The sequence below is a fragment of the Pseudomonas sp. NFACC05-1 genome, from assembly GCF_900100135.1.
Lineage (GTDB): Bacteria > Pseudomonadota > Gammaproteobacteria > Pseudomonadales > Pseudomonadaceae > Aquipseudomonas > Aquipseudomonas fluorescens_Q.
Map to the genome: position 1 here is coordinate 35,325 of NZ_FMTR01000003.1, position 21,070 is coordinate 56,394.

Sequence of the window (21,070 nt, forward strand, 5' to 3'; positions counted from 1 at the left end):
GTGTCCTGTGGCGAGGGAGCTTGCTCCCGCTCGGTTGCGCAGCAACCGCAAGATCTTGGGGCTGCTACGCAGCCCAGCGGGAGCAAGCTCCCTCGCCACAGGGGCTCGCTTGTGCCTTGCCTAATCCATCACGGCTTGTTGGGCGACAACTCCGCCATTCCCTTGAGCAACTCGATCGGCAAGGGGAAGACGATGGTGGAGCTTTTATCCCCGGCAATCGAGCCCAGCGTCTGCATATAGCGCAGCTGCATGGCCCCTGGCTGGCGGCCGAGCATTTCGGCGGCCTGCATGAGTTTTTCCGAGGCCTGCAGCTCGCCTTCGGCGTGAATCACCTTGGCCCGGCGTTCGCGCTCGGCTTCGGCTTGGCGGGCGATGGCGCGGATCATCGATTCGTTGAGGTCCACGTGCTTGATCTCGACATTTGCCACTTTGATGCCCCAGGCATCGGTCTGGGCGTCGAGCACCTGCTGGATGTCGCCGTTCAATTGCTCGCGCTCGGCCAGCAGTTGGTCCAGGTCATGCTTGCCGAGGACCGCGCGCAAGGTGGTCTGGGCCAGTTGGCTGGTGGCCATGAGGAAGTTTTCGACCTGGATGATGGCTTTCTGCGGATCGAGCACGCGGAAATACAGCACCGCATTGACCTTCACCGAGACGTTGTCGCGGGTGATCACGTCCTGGGGCGGCACGTCGAGGACAATGGTGCGCAGGTCGACGCGGATCATCTGCTGCACCACCGGAATCAGCAGGATCAATCCCGGCCCCTTGACCTGCCAGAACCGACCGAGCTGGAACACCACCGCTCGTTCGTATTCGCGCAGGATCCGGAACGTCGCACCCGCCAGTGCAATCAACAGTAACAACAGCAGCACAAAACCGATTTGCATGCCCATCTCAGACTCCTTGTGAATCAGCGGGGGCCACTTCCAACAGCAAACCCTTGCGGGTGATGACTCGCACCGCTTGCCCAGGCCGCAGCGGCGTTGCGCTTGCCACCTGCCAGCGTTCGCCTTCCAACTGGACCCAGCCATGATGATGATTGCCGGCCTGCAACGCGGTCACCATAGTGACGCTGCCCAACAGCGCCGCATCGCCGCTGACCGGCTGGCGCGGTCGTGTTTTCAACGCACGGACCAACAGGACGATCAGCAGCAAGGCGCTGGCCAGGCCCAGGCCGAGCATCAGCGGAGCCGGTATATCGGCGTTGGTCAGGATGACCGCGCCAATCACGCACAGGACAATGCCACCCAGCCCTGCGATACCGTAATTGGGCAGGGCCGCCTCGAAGACCAGCAAGGCCACGCCAACGGCAACCAGCCAGAAACCCAGGGAATCGGTGCCTGGCAGCACGAGGCCATCGGCGCCGAGCACAGGTCCGCTGATCGCCAGCAGCGCAACCGTCAACCAGTGAATGTTCACAGGACCCTCCGCAACGTGTATTCGTCGGGATGTTATTCAAAGTCTAGTCGAGTCGAGGGTTGATTGAATTTTGATCAGTCTGGCGGTCGTCGAGGGGCTAGACTGCGGAGAAACACCCCGCCATCTCCATTATGTTCAGGAGGCCCGTATGGAAACCCCAATTCACCCTCTTTCCTCATTATTCAAGCAACTGGGCTTGCCCGATGACGCCGAGGGCATTGATAAATTTATCACCAGCCATTCACCCCTCAAGCCTGGGCTGCACCTGGCCGATGCGTTTTTCTGGAGCGAGGGCCAGCGGCAAATGCTGCGCGACGAGATCCTCGAGGATGCGGACTGGGCGGAGGTGATAGACCAGTTGGATGTGTTGTTGCGCAAGGGCCGTAGCGAGTGAGACCGACGCAATTCCTATGGGAGCGGGCTTGCTCGCGATGGCGGACTGTCAGTCAACATTGATGTAACGGACCTGACACTATCGTGAGCAAGCTCGCACTCACAGGTTTGAGTCAATATTCTTTTACGGTCTTAACAAATAGCTTCTTATTCCTTAAATAATATAGCTCTCCTCCCTATACTCGTCCGGGAACAGACACGCAGGAGAGCAACCCATGCGCAACGAATCGATTCGCTACCTGATTGTGCCGGGCTGGCAAGGATCGCCGGAAAATCATTGGCAAACCCACTGGCAGAACAGCCTGCCCAACAGCGCGCGGGTCGAGCAGGCCGACTGGTTGACGCCCCGGCGTGAAGACTGGGTCGCGGCGTTGGCCGAGGCCGTGGCCGCCGACAGCACGCCAGTGATCCTGATTGCCCATAGCCTGGGTTGCATCACGGTGGCCCATTGGGCCGCCACCGCGCCGGTGCAGTTCCTGCGCCAAGTACGCGGGGCATTGTTGGTGGCGCCGGCGGATGTCGAGCGGCCGGCTTGCGTTCCGGCGCTGCGCAACTTCGCGCCGATTCCCACTGATCTGTTGCCGTTCCCAAGCCAAGTGGTCAGCTCCGACAACGACGCCGCCGTGAGCGCTCCGCGCGCTCTGGAACTGGCCCGCAACTGGGGCGCCGAGGCCGGGATTCTGTCCGGAGCGGGGCATATCAACGTGAAGTCCGGTCACCAGCGTTGGGAGCAGGGTTTCGCTTACCTCTATCGCCTGCAAAACCGCATGGAGCATCACGCCCTGCGTCGCGCCTGAATTTTAGCGCCCCCCGTCTCCCGGCGGTCTGGGGCGGGAGCCTGCCATGAGTTTGCATGAAACCTTCGGTCAGCCCTTGCTGACCTTTCCCGATGCGGAAAAAAGCCCCCTGAGCATTCGCGCCAAGGCGCTGGTGTTCGTCGACCCACGTTCGCGGCAGTTGCGCCAGGCGTTGGAGCAACTGGCGCCACGTGCGGTCTCGGTGCTGATACGGGGTGAAACCGGTAGCGGCAAGGAATTGCTGGCTCGACATATCCATCGCGAAAGTGATCGCGGTGGGTTGTTTGTGTCGGTCAACTGCGGCGCCATCAGCCCGACCTACGCCGACGCCGAATTGTTCGGCTATGCCGCCGGCAGTTACAGCGGTTCGGCCAGCAGCCGGGCCGGTTGGTTTGGTTCGGCCAACGGCGGCACCCTTTACCTGGATGAAATCGGTGATTTGCCGCTGCCGATCCAGATCAAATTGCTGGCGGCCCTGGAAAACCATGAAGTCACCCGTGTGGGGGCGCATCAGCCCAGCCCGGTAGATGTCCGCCTGGTGGCAGCGACCAGCATCGACCTGGCGCAAGCGGTGGCGGCCGGGAAATTCCACGAGCGGCTCTACCATTACCTTGGCGAAGGCCAACTGGAACTGCCGGCCCTGCGTGAGCGGGTGGGCGATATCCTGTCCCTGGCCGAATATTTCCTGGGCATCTACAGCCAGCGACTCGGCCTCAGCGTGCCACTGATCAGTGAAGCGGCGCAGTCCGCCCTCGAGCGGCACAGTTGGCCGGGCAACACCCGCGAGCTGGAAAATGTCATTCACTTCGCGTTGCTGGTGAGCACCGGTGACGAGATTTTACCCGAGCACCTGAATTTGCCGCCCCAGCCTTCAGTGCCTGAACTGATCGAGCAGCAAGTGGCGCAGGTCATCGCAGGGGGATCGGAAGGTGAGCGTGCCGCACTCAAGGTGCTGCTCAGTCGATTGGGCTCGATGCTGTAAGTGTGGCTGACCCACTCTTGTGGCGAGGGAGCTTGCTCCCGCTGGGCTGCGTAGCGGCCCCAAGATCTTGCGGTTGCTGCGCAACCGAGCGGGAGCAAGCTCCCTCGCCACAAAAGCGGTGTTAGCTATATGAGGAAAATGAATATGAACTTGAACAAAAGATATTGTTAAGGAATAAAAAATGTCGGTATTGTCCGCATCACGCCAGCGATAGCACTTCACTGGCACTCCACATTTGGCCGTCGTCCATGACGACAGTGATTTTCGATAAGGACACTGCATGAAAAAGGTTCTGTTGTTCACCGCATTGGCGGCAGCCTTGGCCTCGGGCCTGGCCCAGGCCGCGGAGAAACTGGTCGTGGCCGCCACCCCGGTACCCCACGCTGAAATCCTCGAACTGATCAAGCCGGCCCTGGCCAAAGAAGGTGTGGACCTGGAAATCAAGGTATTCACCGACTACGTCCAACCCAACGTACAGGTTGATCAGAAGCGCCTGGACGCCAACTACTTCCAGACCCTGCCGTACCTGACGAACTTCAACGAAGGCAAAGGCACCCATCTGGTGACCGTGATCGGCGTTCACGTCGAACCGTTCGGCGGCTACTCGAAGAAGTACAAAAAGCTGGCTGATCTGCCGAATGGCGCGACCATCGCATTGCCAAACGAAGGCAGCAACAGCGGCCGTGCCCTGATCCTGCTGCAGAAGGCTGGGCTGATCGAGTTGAAAGACCCGAAAAACGCTCTGGCGACCCCGAAAGATATCGCCAAGAACCCGCACAACTTCAAGTTCAAGGAACTGGAGTCGGCCATGCTGCCGCGCGTGCTGGACCAGGTCGACCTGGACCTGATCAACACCAACTATGCCCTGGAAGCGGGTCTTAACCCAGCCAAGGACGCACTGGTAATCGAAGGCGCGGATTCGCCTTACGTCAACTTCCTGGTGGCCCGTCCGGACAACAAGGACAGCCCGGCCATCCAGAAGCTGGCCAAGGCCCTGACCAGCCCTGAAGTGAAGGCGTACATCGAGAAGAAATACAGCGGCGCGGTACTGCCGGCGTTCTGATTCGCGGGCTGAACCTTGTCACAGTTTCAAACGCCGACGGCTGATACAGCGTCGGCGTTTTTTGTGCTCGCGTTTTAATTGTGGGAGCGAGCTTGCTCGCGATTCGGTTGATCGGGCGCCAGTCAATCCGGCCAATGCCACGCCGGCTCATCCAACATCCGTTGCCCGACAATCCCGGTCTGTCCAAGCTCCTTTTCCAGCACGATGCAATTGCAGTCTTCATCCTGCTCCAGGGCGGCGATCAGGCGCGTGGCGTGGGACACCACCCAGACCTGGCAATTGACTGAAGCCCGGATGATCAGCCGCGCCAAGGCCGGCAACAGATCGGGGTGCAGGCTGGTTTCCGGTTCGTTGAGCACCATCAGCGAGGGTGGTCGTGGTGTGAGCAGAGCGGCCACCAGTAGCAGATAGCGCAGGGTCCCGTCCGACAGTTCGGCAGCGGACAGCGGGCGCAGCAGGCCATGCTGTTGAAACGCGATAGCGAAACGTCCGCCTTGCAGTTTCTCGATGTGCAGTTGGGCGCCGGGGAACGCGTCGCCGATGGCGGCATGCAAGGCCTCGATGTCACCGATTTCCAGGATCGTCTGCAGCGCGGCGGCGAGGTCGCGCCCGTCGTGGTGCAGCACCGGCGTGCGGGTGCCCAGTTGCGGTTGGCGCACCGGGGCGTCGGCATCGCTGCGAAAATGATCGTAGAAGCGCCAGCGCCGAATGAACTCGCGCATCTGCAAGACCTCTGGCGAAGTGCGCAGGCTGCCGACCTGGTCGAACAGGCTGTCGAAGGTCGGCGTGTGCTGGGCCAGCACATCCCAGGAGCGGCCTTCGCGGGCACGGATCATGGGCCCGTTGCGGTCCACCAGCAGGCTGGCCGGCCGAAACACCGGGCCGGCCCAGATGCATTCGCGCTTGATTTCAGGGTCCAGTGAAAACGCTGAACGACTGGGCTCTGGCAAGCCCAGGGCGATCGAATAGCTGAAGTCCTCCCCAGCGAAGCCCAGGCGCAGGCGCTTGGTGCCCTGGCGCACAATCGCCTGGACCGGCACCTCGCCGTTACGCATGCGCCGGCTGATTTCTTCCGGCCCGGCCCAGAAGGTCGAGTCCAGTCCGCCTTCGCGGGCCAGGGCGTTGACCACCCCGCCCTGGGCTGTCTCTGCCAACAGGCGTAGGGCGCGGTACAGATTGGACTTGCCGCTGCCGTTGGGACCGGTGATCAGGTTCAGCCGGCCCAGGGGGATTACCAGCTTGTTGATGGATCGGTAATTGGCCACCGCCAGGGTCTTGAGCATGAGCAGACTCCAGCTGCTGGGGGTCCATAGGGAAGTGATCAGTTTGCCCGATTTGTTGCGTCCATTGTATTCGTTGAACCCTGTTCTAAGCTCACAGTCGTATCGTCACTGGTACGTCCGTACAGCGCAAAGGAGTCTGCATGGCTGGTCCCCGAATCAAACTGGTAGTCGGCTTGGGCCTCTGTGTGCTGCTGGCCGGATGCGGCGATGAAAAGCCTGTGGAAAAAGCCCTGCCGCGGGTTTTCGTGCAGCAAGCCGTGCCCAGCGAATACGCCGCTTCGGTGACCTTGACCGGCGATGTCCAGGCGCGGGTGCAGGCTGATCTGTCGTTTCGCGTGGGTGGCAAGATCATCGAGCGCAAGGTCGATGTCGGCGCCCGGGTTTCGGCCCGGCAAGTGCTGGCCCGGCTCGATCCTCGGGACCTGCAGACCAACGTCGACTCCGCAGCGGCCCAGGTGGCCGCCGAGCAGGCGCGGGTCAAGCAGAGTGCGGCGGCCTTCGTGCGCCAGCAGAAACTCTTGCCCAAGGGCTACACCAGCCAGAGCGAATACGACGCCGCCCAGGCTCAACTGCGCAGCAGCCAGAGTGCGCTGACCGCCGCCCAGGCCCAACTGGCCAACGCCCGCGAACAACTGAGCTACACCGCACTGATTGCCGAGGCCCCGGGCATCATCACCGCGCGCCAGGCGGAAGTCGGCCAGGTGGTGCAGGCGACGGAGCCGATCTTCAGCCTGGCCCGGGATGGCGAACGCGACGCAGTGTTCAACATCTACGAGTCGCTGTTGAGCGAACCGCCATCGGACCCTGCCATCACCATCAGTCTGCTGGATAACCCCTCCATCAAGACCACCGGCACGGTGCGCGAGATCACCCCGGCGGTGTCTGCCCAGACCGGCACCGTGCAGGTCAAGGTCACCCTCGATGATCTGCCCGAAGGCATGCGCCTGGGCTCGGTGGTCAGTGCCACGGCTAAAGCCGCCGGCAAGACCGCCTTCGAGCTGCCCTGGTCGGCCTTGACCAAGAACCTCAGTGAGCCGACCGTGTGGCTGGTGGACAGCGAGGGCAAGGCGCAGTTGCAAACGGTGACCGTCGGCCGCTACCTGACCGGCAAAGTCATCGTCAGCGATGGCCTCAAGGGCGGTGAGAAAATCATCATCGCAGGCGGGCAATTGCTACACCCCGGCGTACGCGTCGAGATCGCTGAAAACACCTCTGGAAAAACCACGTCGGGAGTCCAGCCATGAAGGGTTTATGGATGGTCTCGGTCGGCCTCTTGCTGGCCGCCTGCTCCCAGGAAGAAGCGCCACCCGAACCGGTGCGCCCAGTGTTGTCAATTGAAGTCAGGGCCCTCGACCAGCAGGCGCTTGGGCGGTTCGCCGGGAATATCCAGGCCCGCTACGAGAGCAACGTGGGTTTCCGCGTGCCAGGACGGATCGCCAGCCGCAATGTCGACGTCGGCGCTGAAGTGAAGAAGGGCGACCTGCTTGCCACGCTCGACCCTACCGACCAGCAGAACCAATTGCGCGCCGCCCAGGGCGATCTGGCGCGGATCGAGGCGCAGTACATCAATGCCCAGGCCAATGCCCGCCGCCAGCAGCAATTGTTCGACCGTGGCGTCGGTGCCCAGGCGCAACTGGACATCGCCCAGACCGACTTGAAAACTACCGGCGCGTCCCTTGAACAGGCCCGGGCTTCGGTGGAGCAGGCCCGCGACCAGCTCAACTACAGCGAACTGCACACCGACCACGACGCTGTCGTCACGGCCTGGAATGCCGAAGCCGGGCAGGTGGTCACCGCCGGCCAGCAAGTGGTGACCCTGGCCCGCCCGGACATCAAGGAGGCAGTGATCGACCTGCCGGCCGATCTCGTCGACCGGCTGCCCGCGGACGTGGTGTTCGAAGTCACCGCGCAAATGGACCCGAGCATCCACACCACCGCCACCGTGCGCGAGATCGAACCCCAGGCCCAGAGCGCCACCCGTACCCGCCGCGCGCGCCTGACATTGGCCGATACACCACCAGGTTTTCGCCTGGGCACGGCCATCAGCGTGACCCTGAGCTCGACGATCGAACCGCGCATCGAGCTGCCACTCAGCGCGTTGCAAGAGATCGACGGCAAGGCGCGGATCTGGCTGGTCGACCCCCACAGCCAGACCGTCTCCCCCCGTGACGTGCGGATTCTCGAACGTTCGGCCAGTTCGGTGCTGGTGGCCAACGGCATCAAGGCCGGCGATCGCGTGGTCAGCGCCGGGGTGAACAGTCTCCAGCCGGGGCAGAAAGTGAAACTCGACGAGGATGCACGATGAAAGGGCCTTTCAATCTGTCCGAATGGGCCCTGCGGCATCAGTCGTTCGTCTGGTACCTGATGTTCGTGGCGTTGTTGATGGGCGTGTTTTCGTACATGAACCTGGGGCGCGAAGAAGACCCATCGTTCACGATCAAGACCATGGTCATCCAGACCCGTTGGCCTGGCGCGACCCAGGAAGAAACCCTCAGGCAGGTCACCGACCGCATCGAGAAGAAGCTCGAAGAGCTTGATTCCCTCGACTACGTCAAAAGCTACACCCGACCGGGAGAATCGACGGTGTTCGTGTACCTGCTCGACACCACCGCAGCCAAGGAAATTCCCGAGATCTGGTACCAGGTGCGCAAGAAGATCAACGACATTCGCGGCGATTTTCCTGACGGCCTGCAAGGACCCGGGTTCAACGACGAGTTCGGCGATGTCTACGGTTCGGTGTACGCCTTCACTGGCGACGGCCTGTCGATGCGCCAGTTGCGCGACTACGTGGAACAGGTGCGCGCCGAGATCCGTGACGTCCCGGGCCTGGGCAAGGTCGAGATGGTGGGCGAGCAGGACGAAGTGCTCTACCTGAACTTCTCCACGCGCAAACTTGCCGCGCTGGGGATCGACCAGCGCGAGGTCGTGCAGAGCCTGCAAACCCAGAACGCCGTGACCCCGGCCGGGGTGATCGATGCCGGGCCCGAGCGGATTTCCGTGCGCACGTCCGGGCAGTTCCAATCCGAAAAAGACCTGGCCAACGTCAACCTGCGGCTCAATGACCGCTTCTATCGGCTGGCCGACATCGCCGACATCAGCCGCGGTTACGTTGACCCTGCCACGCCGATGTTCCGTTTCAACGGTACACCGGCCATCGGCCTCGCCATCGCAATGAAGAAGGGCGGCAACATCCAGGATTTCGGCAAGGCGCTGCATGCGCGCATGAGCGAGCTGACCGCTGACCTGCCGGTGGGCGTTGGCGTGCATACCGTGTCGGACCAGGCCGAAGTGGTGGAAGAGGCGGTCGGCGGCTTCACCAGTGCCTTGTTCGAGGCGGTGATTATCGTCCTGGTCGTCAGCTTCGTCAGCCTCGGCGTCAGGGCCGGACTGGTGGTGGCCTGCTCGATTCCGCTGGTACTGGCGATGGTCTTCCTGTTCATGGAATACAGCGGCATCACCATGCAGCGGATTTCCCTCGGTGCGTTGATCATCGCCCTCGGCCTGCTGGTGGACGACGCGATGATCACCGTGGAAATGATGGTCACGCGCCTGGAAAAAGGCGACAGCAAGGACCAGGCCGCGACGTTCGCCTATACCTCGACGGCATTCCCGATGCTCACCGGGACCCTGGTGACCGTGGCCGGTTTCGTGCCCATCGGCCTGAACGCCAGTTCTGCGGGTGAGTACACCTTCACCCTGTTCGCGGTCATCGCGGTGGCGATGCTGGTGTCATGGATCGTCGCGGTGTTATTTGCCCCGGTGATCGGCGTGCACATCCTCAGCACCAACGTAAAACCCCACAGCGCCGAGCCGGGACGGATCGGAAGGGCGTTCAACGGTGGCCTGTTGTGGGCGATGCGCAATCGCTGGTGGGCCATCGGCATCACCGTGTTGCTGTTCGTGCTGTCGGTGTTTTGCATGCGTTTCGTGCAGAACCAGTTCTTCCCGTCCTCGGACCGGCCGGAAATCCTGGTGGACCTCAACCTGCCGCAAAACGCCTCGATGGACGAGACCCGCCGGGCGGTCGATCGCCTGGAAGCGACCCTCAAGGGCGACCCGGATATCGAGCGCTGGAGCACCTACATCGGCGAAGGTGCGATTCGCTTTTACCTGCCGCTGGATCAGCAACTGCAGAACCCGTACTACGCGCAACTGGTGATTGTCAGCAAAGGCCTGGAGTCGCGCACGGCCCTCACCGAGCGCCTGCAAAAGCGTCTGCGTGAGGATTTCGTCGGGATTGGCAGCTACGTGCAAGCCCTGGAAATGGGCCCGCCAGTGGGCCGGCCGATTCAGTACCGGGTCAGCGGCAAGGACATCGACCAGGTGCGCAAGCATGCGATCGAGCTGGCCACCGAGCTGGACAAGAACTCGCATATTGGCGAAATCATTTACGACTGGAACGAACCGGGCAAGGTGCTGCGCATCGACATCGCCCAGGACAAGGCGCGGCAGTTGGGCTTGTCTTCCGAAGATGTGGCCAGGCTGATGAACAGTATCGTCAGTGGCTCGCCGGTGACCCAGGTCAACGACGATATTTACCTGATCGACGTAGTCGGCCGTGCCGAAGATGCCGAGCGTGGTTCGCCGGAAACCCTGCAGAACCTGCAAATCGTCACCCCGGGCGGCACCTCGATTCCGTTGCTGGCGTTCGCCACGGTGCGCTATGAACTGGAACAGCCCTTGGTGTGGCGTCGTGACCGCAAGCCCACCATCACCATCAAGGCTGCCGTGCGCGACGAGATCCAACCCACCGACCTGGTCAAGCAACTGCAACCGGCCATCGACAAGTTCGCCGCCGGCCTGCCTGTGGGCTACAAGGTCGCCACGGGCGGTACGGTGGAAGAGAGCAGCAAGGCCCAAGGGCCGATCGCCAGTGTCGTGCCGTTGATGCTGTTCTTGATGGCGACTTTCCTGATGATTCAGTTGCACAGCGTGCAGAAGCTGTTCCTGGTGGCGAGCGTCGCGCCCCTCGGATTGATCGGCGTGGTGCTGGCGCTGGTGCCGACGGGCACGCCCATGGGCTTTGTGGCGATCCTCGGGATCCTCGCGTTGATCGGCATCATCATCCGTAACTCGGTGATCCTGGTGACCCAGATTGATGAATACGAACGTGACGGCTACGAGCCCTGGGATGCGGTGGTGGAGGCCACCGAACACCGGCGCCGGCCGATCCTGCTCACGGCCGCCGCGGCGAGCCTGGGGATGATCCCGATTGCCCGGGAAGTGTTCTGGGGGCCGATGGCCTACGCGATGATCGGAGGGATCATCATCGCCACCCTACTGACGCTGCTGTTCCTGCCGGCGCTGTATGTGGCCTGGTACAAGATCCGCGAGCCGAAGCGCGATTGATCGACGGGAGCTGGCTTTGCACTACTTCTGTGGCGAGGGAGCTTGCTCCCGCTGGGCTGCAGCCCTATAAGCGATGAGCGCTTCGCACTCAAGCGGGAGCAAGCTCCCTCGCCACGGGTTTCTGCGGGGCTTGATCTTCAGCGAAATCCTGCGGGAGCGAGCTTGCTCGCGATGAGGCCAGCCCAGTCACCCAGGCCTTTTACTTGCGCAACAACCGCAACCCATTGAACACCACCAACAAACTCACCCCCATGTCGGCGAACACCGCCATCCACATGGTGGCGAACCCGGCGAAGGTGAATCCGAGAAAGATCGCCTTGATCACCAACGCCAAGGCAATGTTCTGTTTCAGGATGCTGGAAGTCTGCCGCGACAGACGAATGAAAGCCGGGATCTTGCGCAGATCATCGTCCATCAGCGCGACGTCGGCAGTCTCGATGGCCGTGTCGGTGCCGGCCGCCGCCATGGCGAAACCGATTTCCGAACGGGCCAGGGCCGGGGCATCGTTGATGCCGTCGCCGACCATGCCGACGCGGTGACCCTGGGCGTACAACGCTTCAATGGCTTGCAGCTTGTCTTCGGGCAACAGATCGCCCCGAGCCTGGTCCATGCCCACCTGCGCGGCAATCGCGTCGGCGGTGTGGGCGTTGTCGCCGGTGAGCATCAAGGTCTTGATGCCCAGGTCATGCAGTTGCCGGATGGCTTCGCGGCTGGAGTCCTTCACGGTGTCGGCCACGGCAAACAGCGCCAAGGGACCTGTAGCGTCGAGCAGCAGCACGACGGACTTGCCTTGTTTTTCCAGGGCGAAGAGTTTCTCTTCCAGTTCGGGGGAGCACAGGCCGAGGTCTTCCACGAGGCGGTGATTGCCCAGGTGATAAGTCTGCCCGCCGATGTCGCCGCGCACGCCGCGCCCGGCAAGCGCCTCGAAGTTATCCACAACCTGCTGTGCCAGCTGCTTATCCACAGCCGCGTTGGCAATCGCCCGGGAAACCGGGTGATCGGAGCGGGCGGCGAGGCTGGCGGCCAGGGCTGGAGCGGTGGTTTCCACGCTCGGGTCCAGCGCCACATAGTCGGTTTGCACCGGCTTGCCGTGGGTGAGCGTGCCGGTCTTGTCCAGGGCCAGGTAGTCGAGCTTGTAGCCACCTTCCAGGTACACGCCGCCCTTGACCAGGATGCCTTTGCGCGCAGCGGCAGCGAGGCCGCTGACGATGGTCACGGGGGTGGATATCACCAGTGCGCACGGGCAAGCGACCACCAGCAGCACCAGCGCCCGGTAGATCCAGTCGAACCACGCCGCGCCCATGAACAGCGGTGGGATGATGGCTACAGCCAGGGCCAGGACAAACACCGCTGGGGTGTAGATTTTCGAGAACTGGTCGACGAAGCGCTGGGTCGGCGCACGGGAGCCCTGGGCCCGTTCCACGGCGTGGATGATCCGCGCCAGGGTGGAGTGATCGGCCGCCGCGGTGACGGTGTATTCCAGCTCGCCGGCCTGGTTGATGGTGCCGGCGAACACCTTGTCGCCGATGGCTTTTTCCACCGGCAGGCTCTCGCCGGTGATCGGTGCCTGGTCAATGGTCGAACGACCGGCGACCACGTCGCCGTCCAGCCCAACCCTTTCGCCCGGGCGAAGCCGTATCCGCGCACCGAGGGCGATGACTTTTACGTCCTGCACCTGCCAGCTGCCATCGGCCTGTTGCACGGTGGCCTGTTGCGGGGCCATCTGCATCAAGCCGCTGATGGCGTTGCGCGCGCGGTCGAGGGATTTGGCTTCGATCAGCTCGGCCACGGTGAACAGGAACATCACCATCGCCGCTTCCGGCCATTGGCCGATCAGCACGGCGCCGGTCACGGCGATGCTCATCAGCGCGTTGATGTTCAAGTTGCGGTTCTTCAGGGCGATCCAACCCTTCTTGTAGGTACCCAGGCCGCCACTGAGGATCGACACCAACGCCACCAGCGCGACCACCCAGTTTGGCGCGGCGTTGGTGAAATGGATCAACTCGGCGCCCAGGGCTGTCACGCCGGACAGCGCCAGCGGCCACCAGGGCTTGGCCGGGGCGGGCAAGTCAGGGGAGGCTTTCTCTTTGCCCGGAGTCATCGGCTCGGCCTGCATCCCTAAGGATTCGATAGCCTTGATGATCGGCGCGTCGCTAGGCAAATCGTGGGTTACGCCCAGCACACGGTTGATCAGGTTGAAGTCCAGTCGCTGCACGCCTTCAAGCTTGCCGAGCTTGTTCTGGATCAGCGTCTGTTCGGTGGGGCAGTCCATGGCTTCGATGCGGAAACTGCTCAGCCGCGCACCGTCCGTCGGCGTTTTGCCGAGGATGACCACCGCTGGCGCCGCTTTCGAGGCGCAGCAGGAATGCCCGTGGTCATGGCCGTGGTCGGGTTTGTGGGTGTGAAGGGAATCGCTCATCGGGTGACGTCCGTGAAAAGTGCCTGTTGCGCAGTAAAGACCCTGTAGCCACTATAGGGTCAAGCACCTATTTGGGAGGCCGCATCATGAAGATCGGAGAACTGGCGAAAATCACCGACTGCCAGGTCGAAACCATCCGCTACTACGAGCGCGAAGGCTTGCTGCCGGAACCGGCCCGTAGCGACGGCAATTACCGCGTCTACACCCAGGCCCATGCCGAGCGGCTGACGTTCATCCGCAATTGCCGCACCCTGGACATGACCCTGGAAGAAATCCGCAGCCTCCTGGCCCTGCGCGACAGCCCCCAGGACCAGTGCGAAAGCGTCAACGCGCTGATCGACGAGCACATCCAACACGTCAAGGCCCGCATCGACGGCCTGCTGGCCTTGCAGACGCAACTGATCGACCTGCGCCATCGTTGTGGCGAAGGGCCGGACCTGGATCAATGCGGAATCTTGCAGCGGCTGGAGGTCAGTGGTGCGGTGGCGCCGGAGGTGGAGCATTCGCATGTGGGGCGCAGTCACGGGCATTGAAAGCCCATTGATCGCTCCCACGCTCCGCGCGCGAATGCAGCCCGGAACGCTCCGCGTCCCTGTGTGACGCAGAGCGTCACTGGATACACTCCCACGCAGAGCGTGGGAGCGATCAAGAGAGGTGGTGTGGCTCAGACCGCCATCGGCGCGGTCATCGGCGCGTGGTGCTGGTAGCCTTCGAGGGAGAAGTCGCCCGGTTCCACCAACTCCAGCCACTCAGGCTGGTACACACCAGTCTGGGCAAACGCCGGCACGCGCTCGGAAATCACCAGTTTCGGCATCGGGAACGGCTCGCGCTTGAGCTGTTCGTTGAGCATGTCCAAGTGGTTTTCGTAGACGTGGGCATCGCCGATGAAATAGGTGAACCAGCGCGGCGTGTAGCCGGTCAGGCGACCGATCAGGCTCAGCAGCGCGGCGCCTTCGGTGAGGTTGAACGGCGTGCCCAGGCCCAGGTCGTTGGAGCGGATGTAGAGGGTCAGGGAGATTTCCTTGGTCTCGACATTCGGGTGGAACTGGTAGAGCAGGTGGCACGGCGGCAGGGCCATCTCATCGAGCTGGGCGCAGTTCCAGCCATGGAACAGGATACGCCGGCTGCCCGGGTCCTTGATGATGGTGTCGACGCACTGGCGAACCTGGTCGATGGCCTTGTACAGCACCACGTAGGCCTGGCCGTTTTCTTCACCTTCGGCGATCTGCCGGTAACCCTGGGCCAGGGTCTGCTCGATGGCCGCCGGGTTGCTCAAGGGGATCTGTTTGTAGGCCGGCCATTTGCGCCATTGCACGCCGTAGATCTCGCCCAGGTCGTCTTCGCCCTGGCGGAACGGGTTGGCCAGCCACTGGGCATTTTCGTTGGCGTTCTGGTCCCAGACCTTGCAGCCCAGGGCACGGAACTCGGCGGCGTTGTTAACCCCACGGAGAAAGCCGCACATCTCGCCAATGGCCGATTTGAACGCCATTTTACGGGTGGTGATGGCCGGGAAGCCGTCCTGCAAGTCATAGCGCAGCATGGCGCCGGGGAAGCTGATGGTGTTCACGCCGGTGCGGTTGGCCTGCTTGGTGCCGTTCTTGATGACATGGGCCACCAGATCGAGATATTGCTTCATGGGTTACCTTGTGTCCTTGAACCCGGGGCCAGCGCCCCGGGGTTCGAATTTTAAACCTTGGCCGCGGCAGCCGGCGCTCGATGATAAGCCAGCCAGATCAGTGCCAGGCCGCCGACGATCATCGGCAGGCAGAGCACCTGGCCCATGGTCAGCCAGTTCCACGCCAGGTAGCCGAGCTGGGCGTCCGGTACGCGGACGAATTCAACGATGAAACGGAAGATCCCGTAGAACAGCGCGAACATGCCCGACACCGCCATGGTTGGCCGCGGCTTGCGCGAGAACAGCCAGAGGATCAGGAACAATGCCACGCCTTCGAGGGCAAACTGGTAAAGCTGCGACGGGTGGCGCGGCAACTGCGCCGGGTCGCTGAACGGCGGGAAGATCATCGCCCACGGCACGTCGGTCGGCTTGCCCCACAATTCGGCATTGATGAAGTTGCCGATGCGCCCGGCGCCCAGGCCGATCGGCACCATCGGCGCGACGAAGTCCATCAGCTCGAAAAACGATTTGTTGTTGCGCTTGCCGAACCACAACGCCGCCAGCATTACGCCGATGAACCCGCCGTGGAACGACATGCCACCCTTCCAGACTTCGAGGATCAGCGTCGGGTTGGCCAGGTACGCACTCAGGTCGTAGAACAGCACGTAGCCCAGGCGCCCGCCGACGATCACGCCCATGGACAGCCAGAACACCAGGTCCGAGAGCTTTTCCTTGTTCCAGGTCGGGTCGAAACGGTTGAGCCGACGCGACGCCAGCAACCAGGCGCCGCCGATGCCGATCAGGTACATCAGGCCGTACCAGTGGATTTTCAGCGGGCCGATGGCCAAGGCCACCGGATCGATCTGCGGGTAAGGCAGCATTGATATTCCTCGTAAACGTCAAAAATACCCGGGCGACGCTGCCACCTCGGGATTAAGCCAGGATTGCGTCAGAACAGAAAACTCAAGCCCACGCAGAATAGCAAGGCGGCGAACAGCCGCTTGAGCAAGCGCGGCGACAGGCGATGGGCCAGTCGCGCACCGAAGCGGGCGAAGACCATGCTGGTCAGGGCGATGCCCAGCAACGCCGGCAAATACACAAAACCGAGACTATGGGCCGGCAGCAGCGGATCGTGCCAGCCCAGAATCATGAAACTTAGTGCACTGACCACGGCGATGGGCAGTCCGCAGGCCGATGAGGTCGCGACTGCTTGCTGCATCGGCACGCTGCGCCAGGTCAGGAACGGTACGGTCAGCGAACCGCCGCCGATGCCGAAAATCGCCGAGGCCCAGCCGATCACCGTGCCGGCCAGGGTCAGTCCGGCCTTGCCCGGTACGCTGCGACTGGCGTTGGGCTTGAAATCCAGGGCCAATTGCAGAGCAACGATCAGGGCGAACACGCCGATGATCTTTTGCAGGTGCGGGCCGGAAATCGCTTCGGCGGTGATCGCGCCGAATCCGGCACCGATCAGGATGCCGACGGTCATCCAGGCGAACACCGGCCAGCGCACCGCGCCTTTGCGTTGATGCTCGCGTACGGCATTGACCGAGGTGAAGATGATCGATGCCAGCGAGGTGCCGACGGCCAGGTGCGTCAGCACCTGCGGGTCGAAGCCCTGCAGGGTGAAACTGAACACCAGCACCGGGACGATGATGATCCCGCCCCCCACGCCGAACAACCCGGCCAACACGCCGGCGCAGGCGCCGAGCAGCAGATAGAGCACAAATTCCACCAGACTCTCCCCGCCCATCCCCGAAATAAGAGCGGCATGGTAACGGATCCAGGGTCCCTGGCTCCACTGAAGGTGATGGATGTGGGGGCCATGTCTGGGTAGAGTGATCTATAGCTGACCCGGAACGGAACCTTTGTGGCGAGGGGATTTATCCCCGCTGGGCTGCGAAGCAGCCCCAAAACCATCAACTCAATCAACCTGGCACACTTGGATGTCAGGTTTTTAGGACTGCTGCGCAGTCCAACGGGGATAAATCCCCTCGCCACAACAGCGGTGTCCGGCTTTATTCTTTTAACGGATTGGCATAGTTAACAGGACGACCTGATGTGCCTGATCGTATTTGCCTGGCGACCCGGCCATGCCCAACCGCTGATCGTGGCGGCCAACCGCGACGAATTCTACGCCCGGCCGACCTTGCCCCTTGCCCAGTGGCCTGATGCGCCCCATGTGCATGCTGGTCGCGACCTGGAGGCCGGCGGCACCTGGCTTGGCATTGGCGCCGAAGGGCGCTTTGCGGCGCTGACCAACATCCGTGACCCGGGCCAGTTGCCGGCATTCAAGTCGCGCGGTGAATTGGTGGCGCGGTTCCTGACCGGAAATCTTTCGATTACCGAGTATTTGAGCGAAATCGTGCCCCGCGCCAGCGAGTATGGTGGGTTCAACCTGCTGCTCGGCGATGGCGTCGAGCTGTGGCACCACAACGCCCGCGATGCCCAGCCGCAGCGGCTGGGCGAGGGGCTCTATGGCTTGTCGAACGCGGGGTTGAACACGCCATGGCCCAAGCTGCTCAAGGCCCGCGCGGCGCTGGGCGAGGTGCTGGACGATCCGCAGCCCGAGGCACTGCTTACGCTGCTGAACGACCCGCGGCCTGCTCCGGTGGCTGAGCTGCCTGATACCGGGGTGGGAGTGGCGACCGAGATGCTGCTATCGAGTGTGTTCATCGCCAGCCCGGCTTACGGGACGCGGGCGAGTACGGCACTGATTGTCCATGCCGATGGGACGCGGCAGATGGTCGAGCGCAGTTTCGGGCCCCACGGGGGGCATTTGGGGGAGGTGGAGCTGCACATTTGAATGCCTGCGATAACCCGTGGCGAGGGAGCTTGCTCCCGCTCGGCTGCGAAGCAGTCGCAAGTTGGCAGACACTGCCCTTATCGCTATCACCGCAATCGGGAGTGCTTCGCACTCCAGCGGGAGCAAGCTCCCTCGCCACACACTCCAATGCTCGTCAGAGCGTCTTGTTCGAAGCCGGATTGATCATCCGCGCCAACCCAAGGTTCTTCAGCGCCAGTTGCAAGGAGCTGTGGATCACTTGCGGGTTGTCGATGGTCATCACCTCCGCGAGCAATTCCTGGGCCTTGCTGAGGTTGATCTGGCGCAGCATCCACTTCACTTTCGGCAGGTTGGTGGCGTTCATCGACAAGCTGTCGAAGCCCATCGCCATCAGCAGCACTGCGGCGGCCGGGTCGCCGGCCATTTCGCCGCAGATGCTCACTGGCTTGCCTTCGGCATGGGCGTCACGTACCACGTTCTGCAAGGCTTGCAGCACCGCCGGGTGCAGATAGTCGTACAGATCCGCGACCCGTGGGTTGTTGCGGTCCACGGCCAGCAGGTACTGGGTCAGGTCGTTGGAGCCCACCGACAGGAAGTCCACCTGTCGCGCCAATTCCTTGGTCTGGTACACCGCTGCCGGAATCTCGATCATCACGCCAATCGGCGGCATCGGCACGTCGGTGCCTTCGTCGCGCACTTCGCCCCAGGCCCGGTGGATCAGGTGCAGGGCTTCTTCCAGTTCATGGGTGCCGGAGATCATCGGCAACAGGATGCGCAGGTTGTTCAGGCCTTCGCTGGCCTTGAGCATGGCACGGGCCTGGACCAGGAAGATTTCCGGGTGGTCGAGGGTCACGCGAATCCCGCGCCAGCCGAGGAACGGGTTGTCTTCCTTGATCGGGAAGTAGGACAGGGACTTGTCGCCGCCAATGTCCAGGCTGCGCATGGTCACCGGTTGCGGGTGGAACGCGGCCAGTTGTTCGCGGTAGATCGCCAGCTGTTCCTTTTCGCTGGGGAAGCGCTGGTTGATCATGAACGGCACTTCAGTGCGGTACAGGCCCACGCCCTCGGCGCCACGTTTCTGCGCCCGGGCCACGTCGGCCAGCAGGCCGGTGTTTACCCACAGTGGCATGCGGTGGCCGTCGAGCGTCACGCACGGCAGGTCCCGCAGCGCATCCAGTCCCAGGGACAGTTGCTTTTCTTCCTCGACCACATCGGCAAACTGCTTGCGCAGCACGTCGCTGGGGTTGGTGTAGACCTCGCCGTGGTAGCCATCGACGATCATCTGGATGCCGTCGACCTTGGAGTACGGCAGGTCCACCAGGCCCATCACCGTCGGGATGCCCATGGCCCGGGCCAGGATCGCTACGTGGGAGTTGCCCGAACCCAGTACCGAGACCAGTCCCGCCAGTTTGCCTTCGGGCACTTCGCCGAGCATGGCCGGCGTCAGTTCTTCACTGACCAGGATGGTGTTGTCGGGGTAGACCAGGGTCTGCTGGCGCTCTTGCTGCAAGTAGGCCAGCAACCGGCGGCCAAGGTCCTTGACGTCCGAGGCCCGCTCGCGCAGGTAGGCGTCGTCCATCAGTTCGAAGCGGTTGACGTGGTCGGTCACCACCTGGCGCAGTGCGCCCTGGGCCCACTGGCCGGTCTTGATGACGGTGGTCACTTCGCTGCCCAGGGAGGCATCGTCGAGCATCATCAGGTAAACGTCGAACAGCGCGCGCTCTTCAGGGCGCAGCTGCGTTGCCAGCTTGGCCGACAGGGCGCGCATGTCGGCGCGTACGCCTTCGATGGCGGTCTTGAACAAGCCCAGCTCGGCGTCGATATCGGTGATGGCCTTGTCCGGCACCACGTCCAGGTCGGCGGGTGGCAACATGACCACCGCCGTACCCACCGCCGCGCCCGGTGAACCCGGCACGCCGACGAACTTGGCTTCCTGGATGCCCTTGCCCTGGCGCCCCAGGCCGCTGATCGAGCCGGTGGCCTCGGCGTGGGCGATAACGCCGGCCAGTTGCGCGCTCATGGTCACGAGGAAGGCTTCTTCACCCTCATCGAACTGGCGGCGTTCTTTTTGCTGGATGACCAACACGCCGACAACGCGGCGGTGGTGGATGATCGGTGCCCCGAGGAACGAGGCGTAGCGTTCTTCGCCGGTTTCGGCGAAGTAGCGGTAGCGCGGGTGATCCGCGGCGTTTTCGAGGTTCAGGGGTTCTTCGCGTGTGCCGACCAGACCGACCAGGCCTTCATTGGGGGCCATGCTGACTTTGCCGATGGAGCGCTTGTTCAAGCCCTCGGTGGCCATCAACACGAAACGATTGGTCTCGGGATCCAGCAGGTAGACCGAGCAGACCTGGCTGCCCATGGCCTCTTTGACACGCAATACAATAATCCCCAACGCCGCCTTGAGATCCTTGGCGGAGTTAACTTCCTGGACGATCTTGCGCAGCGTATTGAGCATGGCTCGGGGTCGAACTCCGTCGTCAGTCGCGCGTCAGCAGGCGCGGGGCAAGCTCTTTGAGAGCGCGTCGGTACACTTCGCGCTTGAATGTCACCACCTGGCCCAACGGATACCAATAGCTGACCCAGCGCCAGCCATCGAACTCCGGTTTACCGGTCAAATCCATCCGCACCCGCTGCTCGTTGGAGATCAGGCGCAGGAGAAACCATTTCTGCTTCTGGCCGATGCACAGCGGTTGGCTGTGCGTCCTGACCAGGCGTTGCGGCAAACGATAGCGCAACCAGCCGCGGGTGCAGGCGAGTATTTCGACATCTTCTCGCTCAAGCCCCACTTCTTCGTTCAACTCGCGGTACAAGGCCTCTTCCGGCGTCTCCTGGGGGTTGATCCCGCCCTGAGGAAACTGCCAGGCGTCTTGATTGATACGGCGAGCCCATAGCACCTGCCCTGCATCATTCGTAAGAATGATCCCCACATTGGGGCGGAAACCATCGGGGTCGATCACGGCAACAACCTCGC

At 62.6% G+C, this 21,070-nt stretch carries 18 protein-coding genes; 9 read left to right on the forward strand and 9 right to left on the reverse strand.

The genetic code is table 11. The features are described 5' to 3' along the window. Window positions 1-128: 128 nt before the first annotated feature. Both BLO97_RS06445 and BLO97_RS06450 read right to left on the reverse strand, forming a co-directional pair. Window positions 129-890, reverse strand: a complete 762-nt coding sequence (locus BLO97_RS06445; protein ID WP_063323460.1) for a slipin family protein — start codon at window positions 888-890, stop codon at window positions 129-131. 1 nt (window position 891) lies between these two features. Further along, window positions 892-1,416 (reverse strand): NfeD family protein, encoded by a 525-nt coding sequence (locus BLO97_RS06450; RefSeq protein ID WP_092222200.1) that lies wholly within the window; start codon window positions 1,414-1,416, stop codon window positions 892-894. Window positions 1,417-1,564: 148 nt separating this feature from the next. On the opposite strand from BLO97_RS06450, the gene BLO97_RS06455 reads away from it, so the two are divergent. From BLO97_RS06455 to BLO97_RS06470, 4 genes are all read left to right on the forward strand, one after another. Further along, entirely contained in the window at window positions 1,565-1,810 is a 246-nt protein-coding gene (locus tag BLO97_RS06455) for a DUF2789 domain-containing protein (protein WP_063323458.1), read from the forward strand. A gap of 214 nt (window positions 1,811-2,024) precedes the next feature. After that, window positions 2,025-2,606 (forward strand): alpha/beta hydrolase, encoded by a 582-nt coding sequence (locus BLO97_RS06460; protein WP_092146617.1) that lies wholly within the window; start codon window positions 2,025-2,027, stop codon window positions 2,604-2,606. A 46-nt stretch (window positions 2,607-2,652) separates the two neighbouring features. Further along, window positions 2,653-3,588 carry a sigma 54-interacting transcriptional regulator gene (locus BLO97_RS06465; protein WP_092345369.1) on the forward strand — a complete coding sequence of 312 codons (936 nt, stop codon included), beginning with the start codon at window positions 2,653-2,655 and terminating at the stop codon, window positions 3,586-3,588. A 280-nt stretch (window positions 3,589-3,868) separates the two neighbouring features. Then, window positions 3,869-4,651: a MetQ/NlpA family ABC transporter substrate-binding protein gene (locus tag BLO97_RS06470; RefSeq protein ID WP_092345371.1), complete on the forward strand. Its 783-nt coding sequence runs from the start codon at window positions 3,869-3,871 to the stop codon at window positions 4,649-4,651. Between the two features lie 122 nt (window positions 4,652-4,773). On the opposite strand, the gene BLO97_RS06475 is transcribed toward BLO97_RS06470, so the two are convergent. Continuing rightward, window positions 4,774-5,934 (reverse strand): AAA family ATPase, encoded by a 1,161-nt coding sequence (locus BLO97_RS06475; protein ID WP_092222202.1) that lies wholly within the window; start codon window positions 5,932-5,934, stop codon window positions 4,774-4,776. A gap of 140 nt (window positions 5,935-6,074) precedes the next feature. On the opposite strand from BLO97_RS06475, the gene BLO97_RS06480 reads away from it, so the two are divergent. Genes BLO97_RS06480 through BLO97_RS06490 form a run of 3 tightly spaced genes read left to right on the forward strand, consistent with a single transcriptional unit; the run spans window position 6,075 to window position 11,283 of the window. After that, window positions 6,075-7,178, forward strand: coding sequence for an efflux RND transporter periplasmic adaptor subunit (locus BLO97_RS06480; protein WP_092345373.1), 1,104 nt, complete (start codon window positions 6,075-6,077; stop codon window positions 7,176-7,178). Next, window positions 7,175-8,239: an efflux RND transporter periplasmic adaptor subunit gene (locus BLO97_RS06485; RefSeq protein WP_092222206.1), complete on the forward strand. Its 1,065-nt coding sequence runs from the start codon at window positions 7,175-7,177 to the stop codon at window positions 8,237-8,239. The genes BLO97_RS06480 and BLO97_RS06485 overlap by 4 nt, the downstream gene beginning before the upstream one ends. Continuing rightward, window positions 8,236-11,283 carry an efflux RND transporter permease subunit gene (locus tag BLO97_RS06490; protein ID WP_092222208.1) on the forward strand — a complete coding sequence of 1,016 codons (3,048 nt, stop codon included), beginning with the start codon at window positions 8,236-8,238 and terminating at the stop codon, window positions 11,281-11,283. Before BLO97_RS06485 ends, BLO97_RS06490 begins: the two co-directional genes overlap by 4 nt. A gap of 199 nt (window positions 11,284-11,482) precedes the next feature. Here the strand turns inward: BLO97_RS06490 and BLO97_RS06495 are convergent, their stop codons facing one another. Further along, window positions 11,483-13,702 carry a heavy metal translocating P-type ATPase gene (locus BLO97_RS06495; protein ID WP_092345375.1) on the reverse strand — a complete coding sequence of 740 codons (2,220 nt, stop codon included), beginning with the start codon at window positions 13,700-13,702 and terminating at the stop codon, window positions 11,483-11,485. A gap of 86 nt (window positions 13,703-13,788) precedes the next feature. Between BLO97_RS06495 and cadR the strand changes: the two genes are divergently transcribed. Beyond that, window positions 13,789-14,235 (forward strand): Cd(II)/Pb(II)-responsive transcriptional regulator, encoded by a 447-nt coding sequence (gene cadR / locus BLO97_RS06500; RefSeq protein WP_003196623.1) that lies wholly within the window; start codon window positions 13,789-13,791, stop codon window positions 14,233-14,235. A gap of 131 nt (window positions 14,236-14,366) precedes the next feature. Here the strand turns inward: cadR and BLO97_RS06505 are convergent, their stop codons facing one another. From BLO97_RS06505 to BLO97_RS06515, 3 genes are all read right to left on the reverse strand, one after another. After that, window positions 14,367-15,338 (reverse strand): thymidylate synthase, encoded by a 972-nt coding sequence (locus BLO97_RS06505; RefSeq protein ID WP_092146603.1) that lies wholly within the window; start codon window positions 15,336-15,338, stop codon window positions 14,367-14,369. Window positions 15,339-15,388: 50 nt separating this feature from the next. Continuing rightward, window positions 15,389-16,198, reverse strand: coding sequence for a prolipoprotein diacylglyceryl transferase (gene lgt / locus BLO97_RS06510; protein ID WP_092146601.1), 810 nt, complete (start codon window positions 16,196-16,198; stop codon window positions 15,389-15,391). A 68-nt stretch (window positions 16,199-16,266) separates the two neighbouring features. Next, window positions 16,267-17,049 (reverse strand): sulfite exporter TauE/SafE family protein, encoded by a 783-nt coding sequence (locus tag BLO97_RS06515; RefSeq protein ID WP_057450605.1) that lies wholly within the window; start codon window positions 17,047-17,049, stop codon window positions 16,267-16,269. 324 nt (window positions 17,050-17,373) lie between these two features. Between BLO97_RS06515 and BLO97_RS06520 the strand changes: the two genes are divergently transcribed. After that, window positions 17,374-18,120 (forward strand): NRDE family protein, encoded by a 747-nt coding sequence (locus BLO97_RS06520; protein WP_092345377.1) that lies wholly within the window; start codon window positions 17,374-17,376, stop codon window positions 18,118-18,120. Window positions 18,121-18,274: 154 nt separating this feature from the next. Here BLO97_RS06520 and ptsP read toward each other — a convergent pair whose 3' ends face one another. Beyond that, complete coding sequence (ptsP, locus tag BLO97_RS06525) at window positions 18,275-20,554, reverse strand: phosphoenolpyruvate--protein phosphotransferase (RefSeq protein WP_063323448.1); 2,280 nt, start codon at window positions 20,552-20,554, stop codon at window positions 18,275-18,277. A gap of 22 nt (window positions 20,555-20,576) precedes the next feature. Beyond that, the gene (locus BLO97_RS06530; RefSeq protein WP_003186867.1) at window positions 20,577-21,056 is read right to left on the reverse strand and encodes an RNA pyrophosphohydrolase; all 480 of its coding nucleotides are present in this window, start codon (window positions 21,054-21,056) and stop codon (window positions 20,577-20,579) included. Window positions 21,057-21,070: the final 14 nt, after the last annotated feature.

Excerpts from the sequence above, each read along its gene's own strand:
- BLO97_RS06460 (WP_092146617.1), top strand. The coding sequence starts at position 2,025 with ATGCGCAACGAATCGATTCGCTACCTGATTGTGCCGGGCTGGCAAGGA.
- BLO97_RS06495 (WP_092345375.1), bottom strand. The coding sequence starts at position 13,702 with ATGAGCGATTCCCTTCACACCCACAAACCCGACCACGGCCATGACCAC.
- BLO97_RS06480 (WP_092345373.1), top strand. The coding sequence starts at position 6,075 with ATGGCTGGTCCCCGAATCAAACTGGTAGTCGGCTTGGGCCTCTGTGTG.
- cadR (WP_003196623.1), top strand. The coding sequence starts at position 13,789 with ATGAAGATCGGAGAACTGGCGAAAATCACCGACTGCCAGGTCGAAACC.
- BLO97_RS06520 (WP_092345377.1), top strand. The coding sequence starts at position 17,374 with ATGTGCCTGATCGTATTTGCCTGGCGACCCGGCCATGCCCAACCGCTG.
- BLO97_RS06475 (WP_092222202.1), bottom strand. The coding sequence starts at position 5,934 with ATGCTCAAGACCCTGGCGGTGGCCAATTACCGATCCATCAACAAGCTG.
- lgt (WP_092146601.1), bottom strand. The coding sequence starts at position 16,198 with ATGCTGCCTTACCCGCAGATCGATCCGGTGGCCTTGGCCATCGGCCCG.
- BLO97_RS06490 (WP_092222208.1), top strand. The coding sequence starts at position 8,236 with ATGAAAGGGCCTTTCAATCTGTCCGAATGGGCCCTGCGGCATCAGTCG.
- BLO97_RS06455 (WP_063323458.1), top strand. The coding sequence starts at position 1,565 with ATGGAAACCCCAATTCACCCTCTTTCCTCATTATTCAAGCAACTGGGC.
- BLO97_RS06445 (WP_063323460.1), bottom strand. The coding sequence starts at position 890 with ATGGGCATGCAAATCGGTTTTGTGCTGCTGTTGTTACTGTTGATTGCA.
- BLO97_RS06470 (WP_092345371.1), top strand. The coding sequence starts at position 3,869 with ATGAAAAAGGTTCTGTTGTTCACCGCATTGGCGGCAGCCTTGGCCTCG.
- ptsP (WP_063323448.1), bottom strand. The coding sequence starts at position 20,554 with ATGCTCAATACGCTGCGCAAGATCGTCCAGGAAGTTAACTCCGCCAAG.
- BLO97_RS06465 (WP_092345369.1), top strand. The coding sequence starts at position 2,653 with ATGAGTTTGCATGAAACCTTCGGTCAGCCCTTGCTGACCTTTCCCGAT.
- BLO97_RS06505 (WP_092146603.1), bottom strand. The coding sequence starts at position 15,338 with ATGAAGCAATATCTCGATCTGGTGGCCCATGTCATCAAGAACGGCACC.
- BLO97_RS06485 (WP_092222206.1), top strand. The coding sequence starts at position 7,175 with ATGAAGGGTTTATGGATGGTCTCGGTCGGCCTCTTGCTGGCCGCCTGC.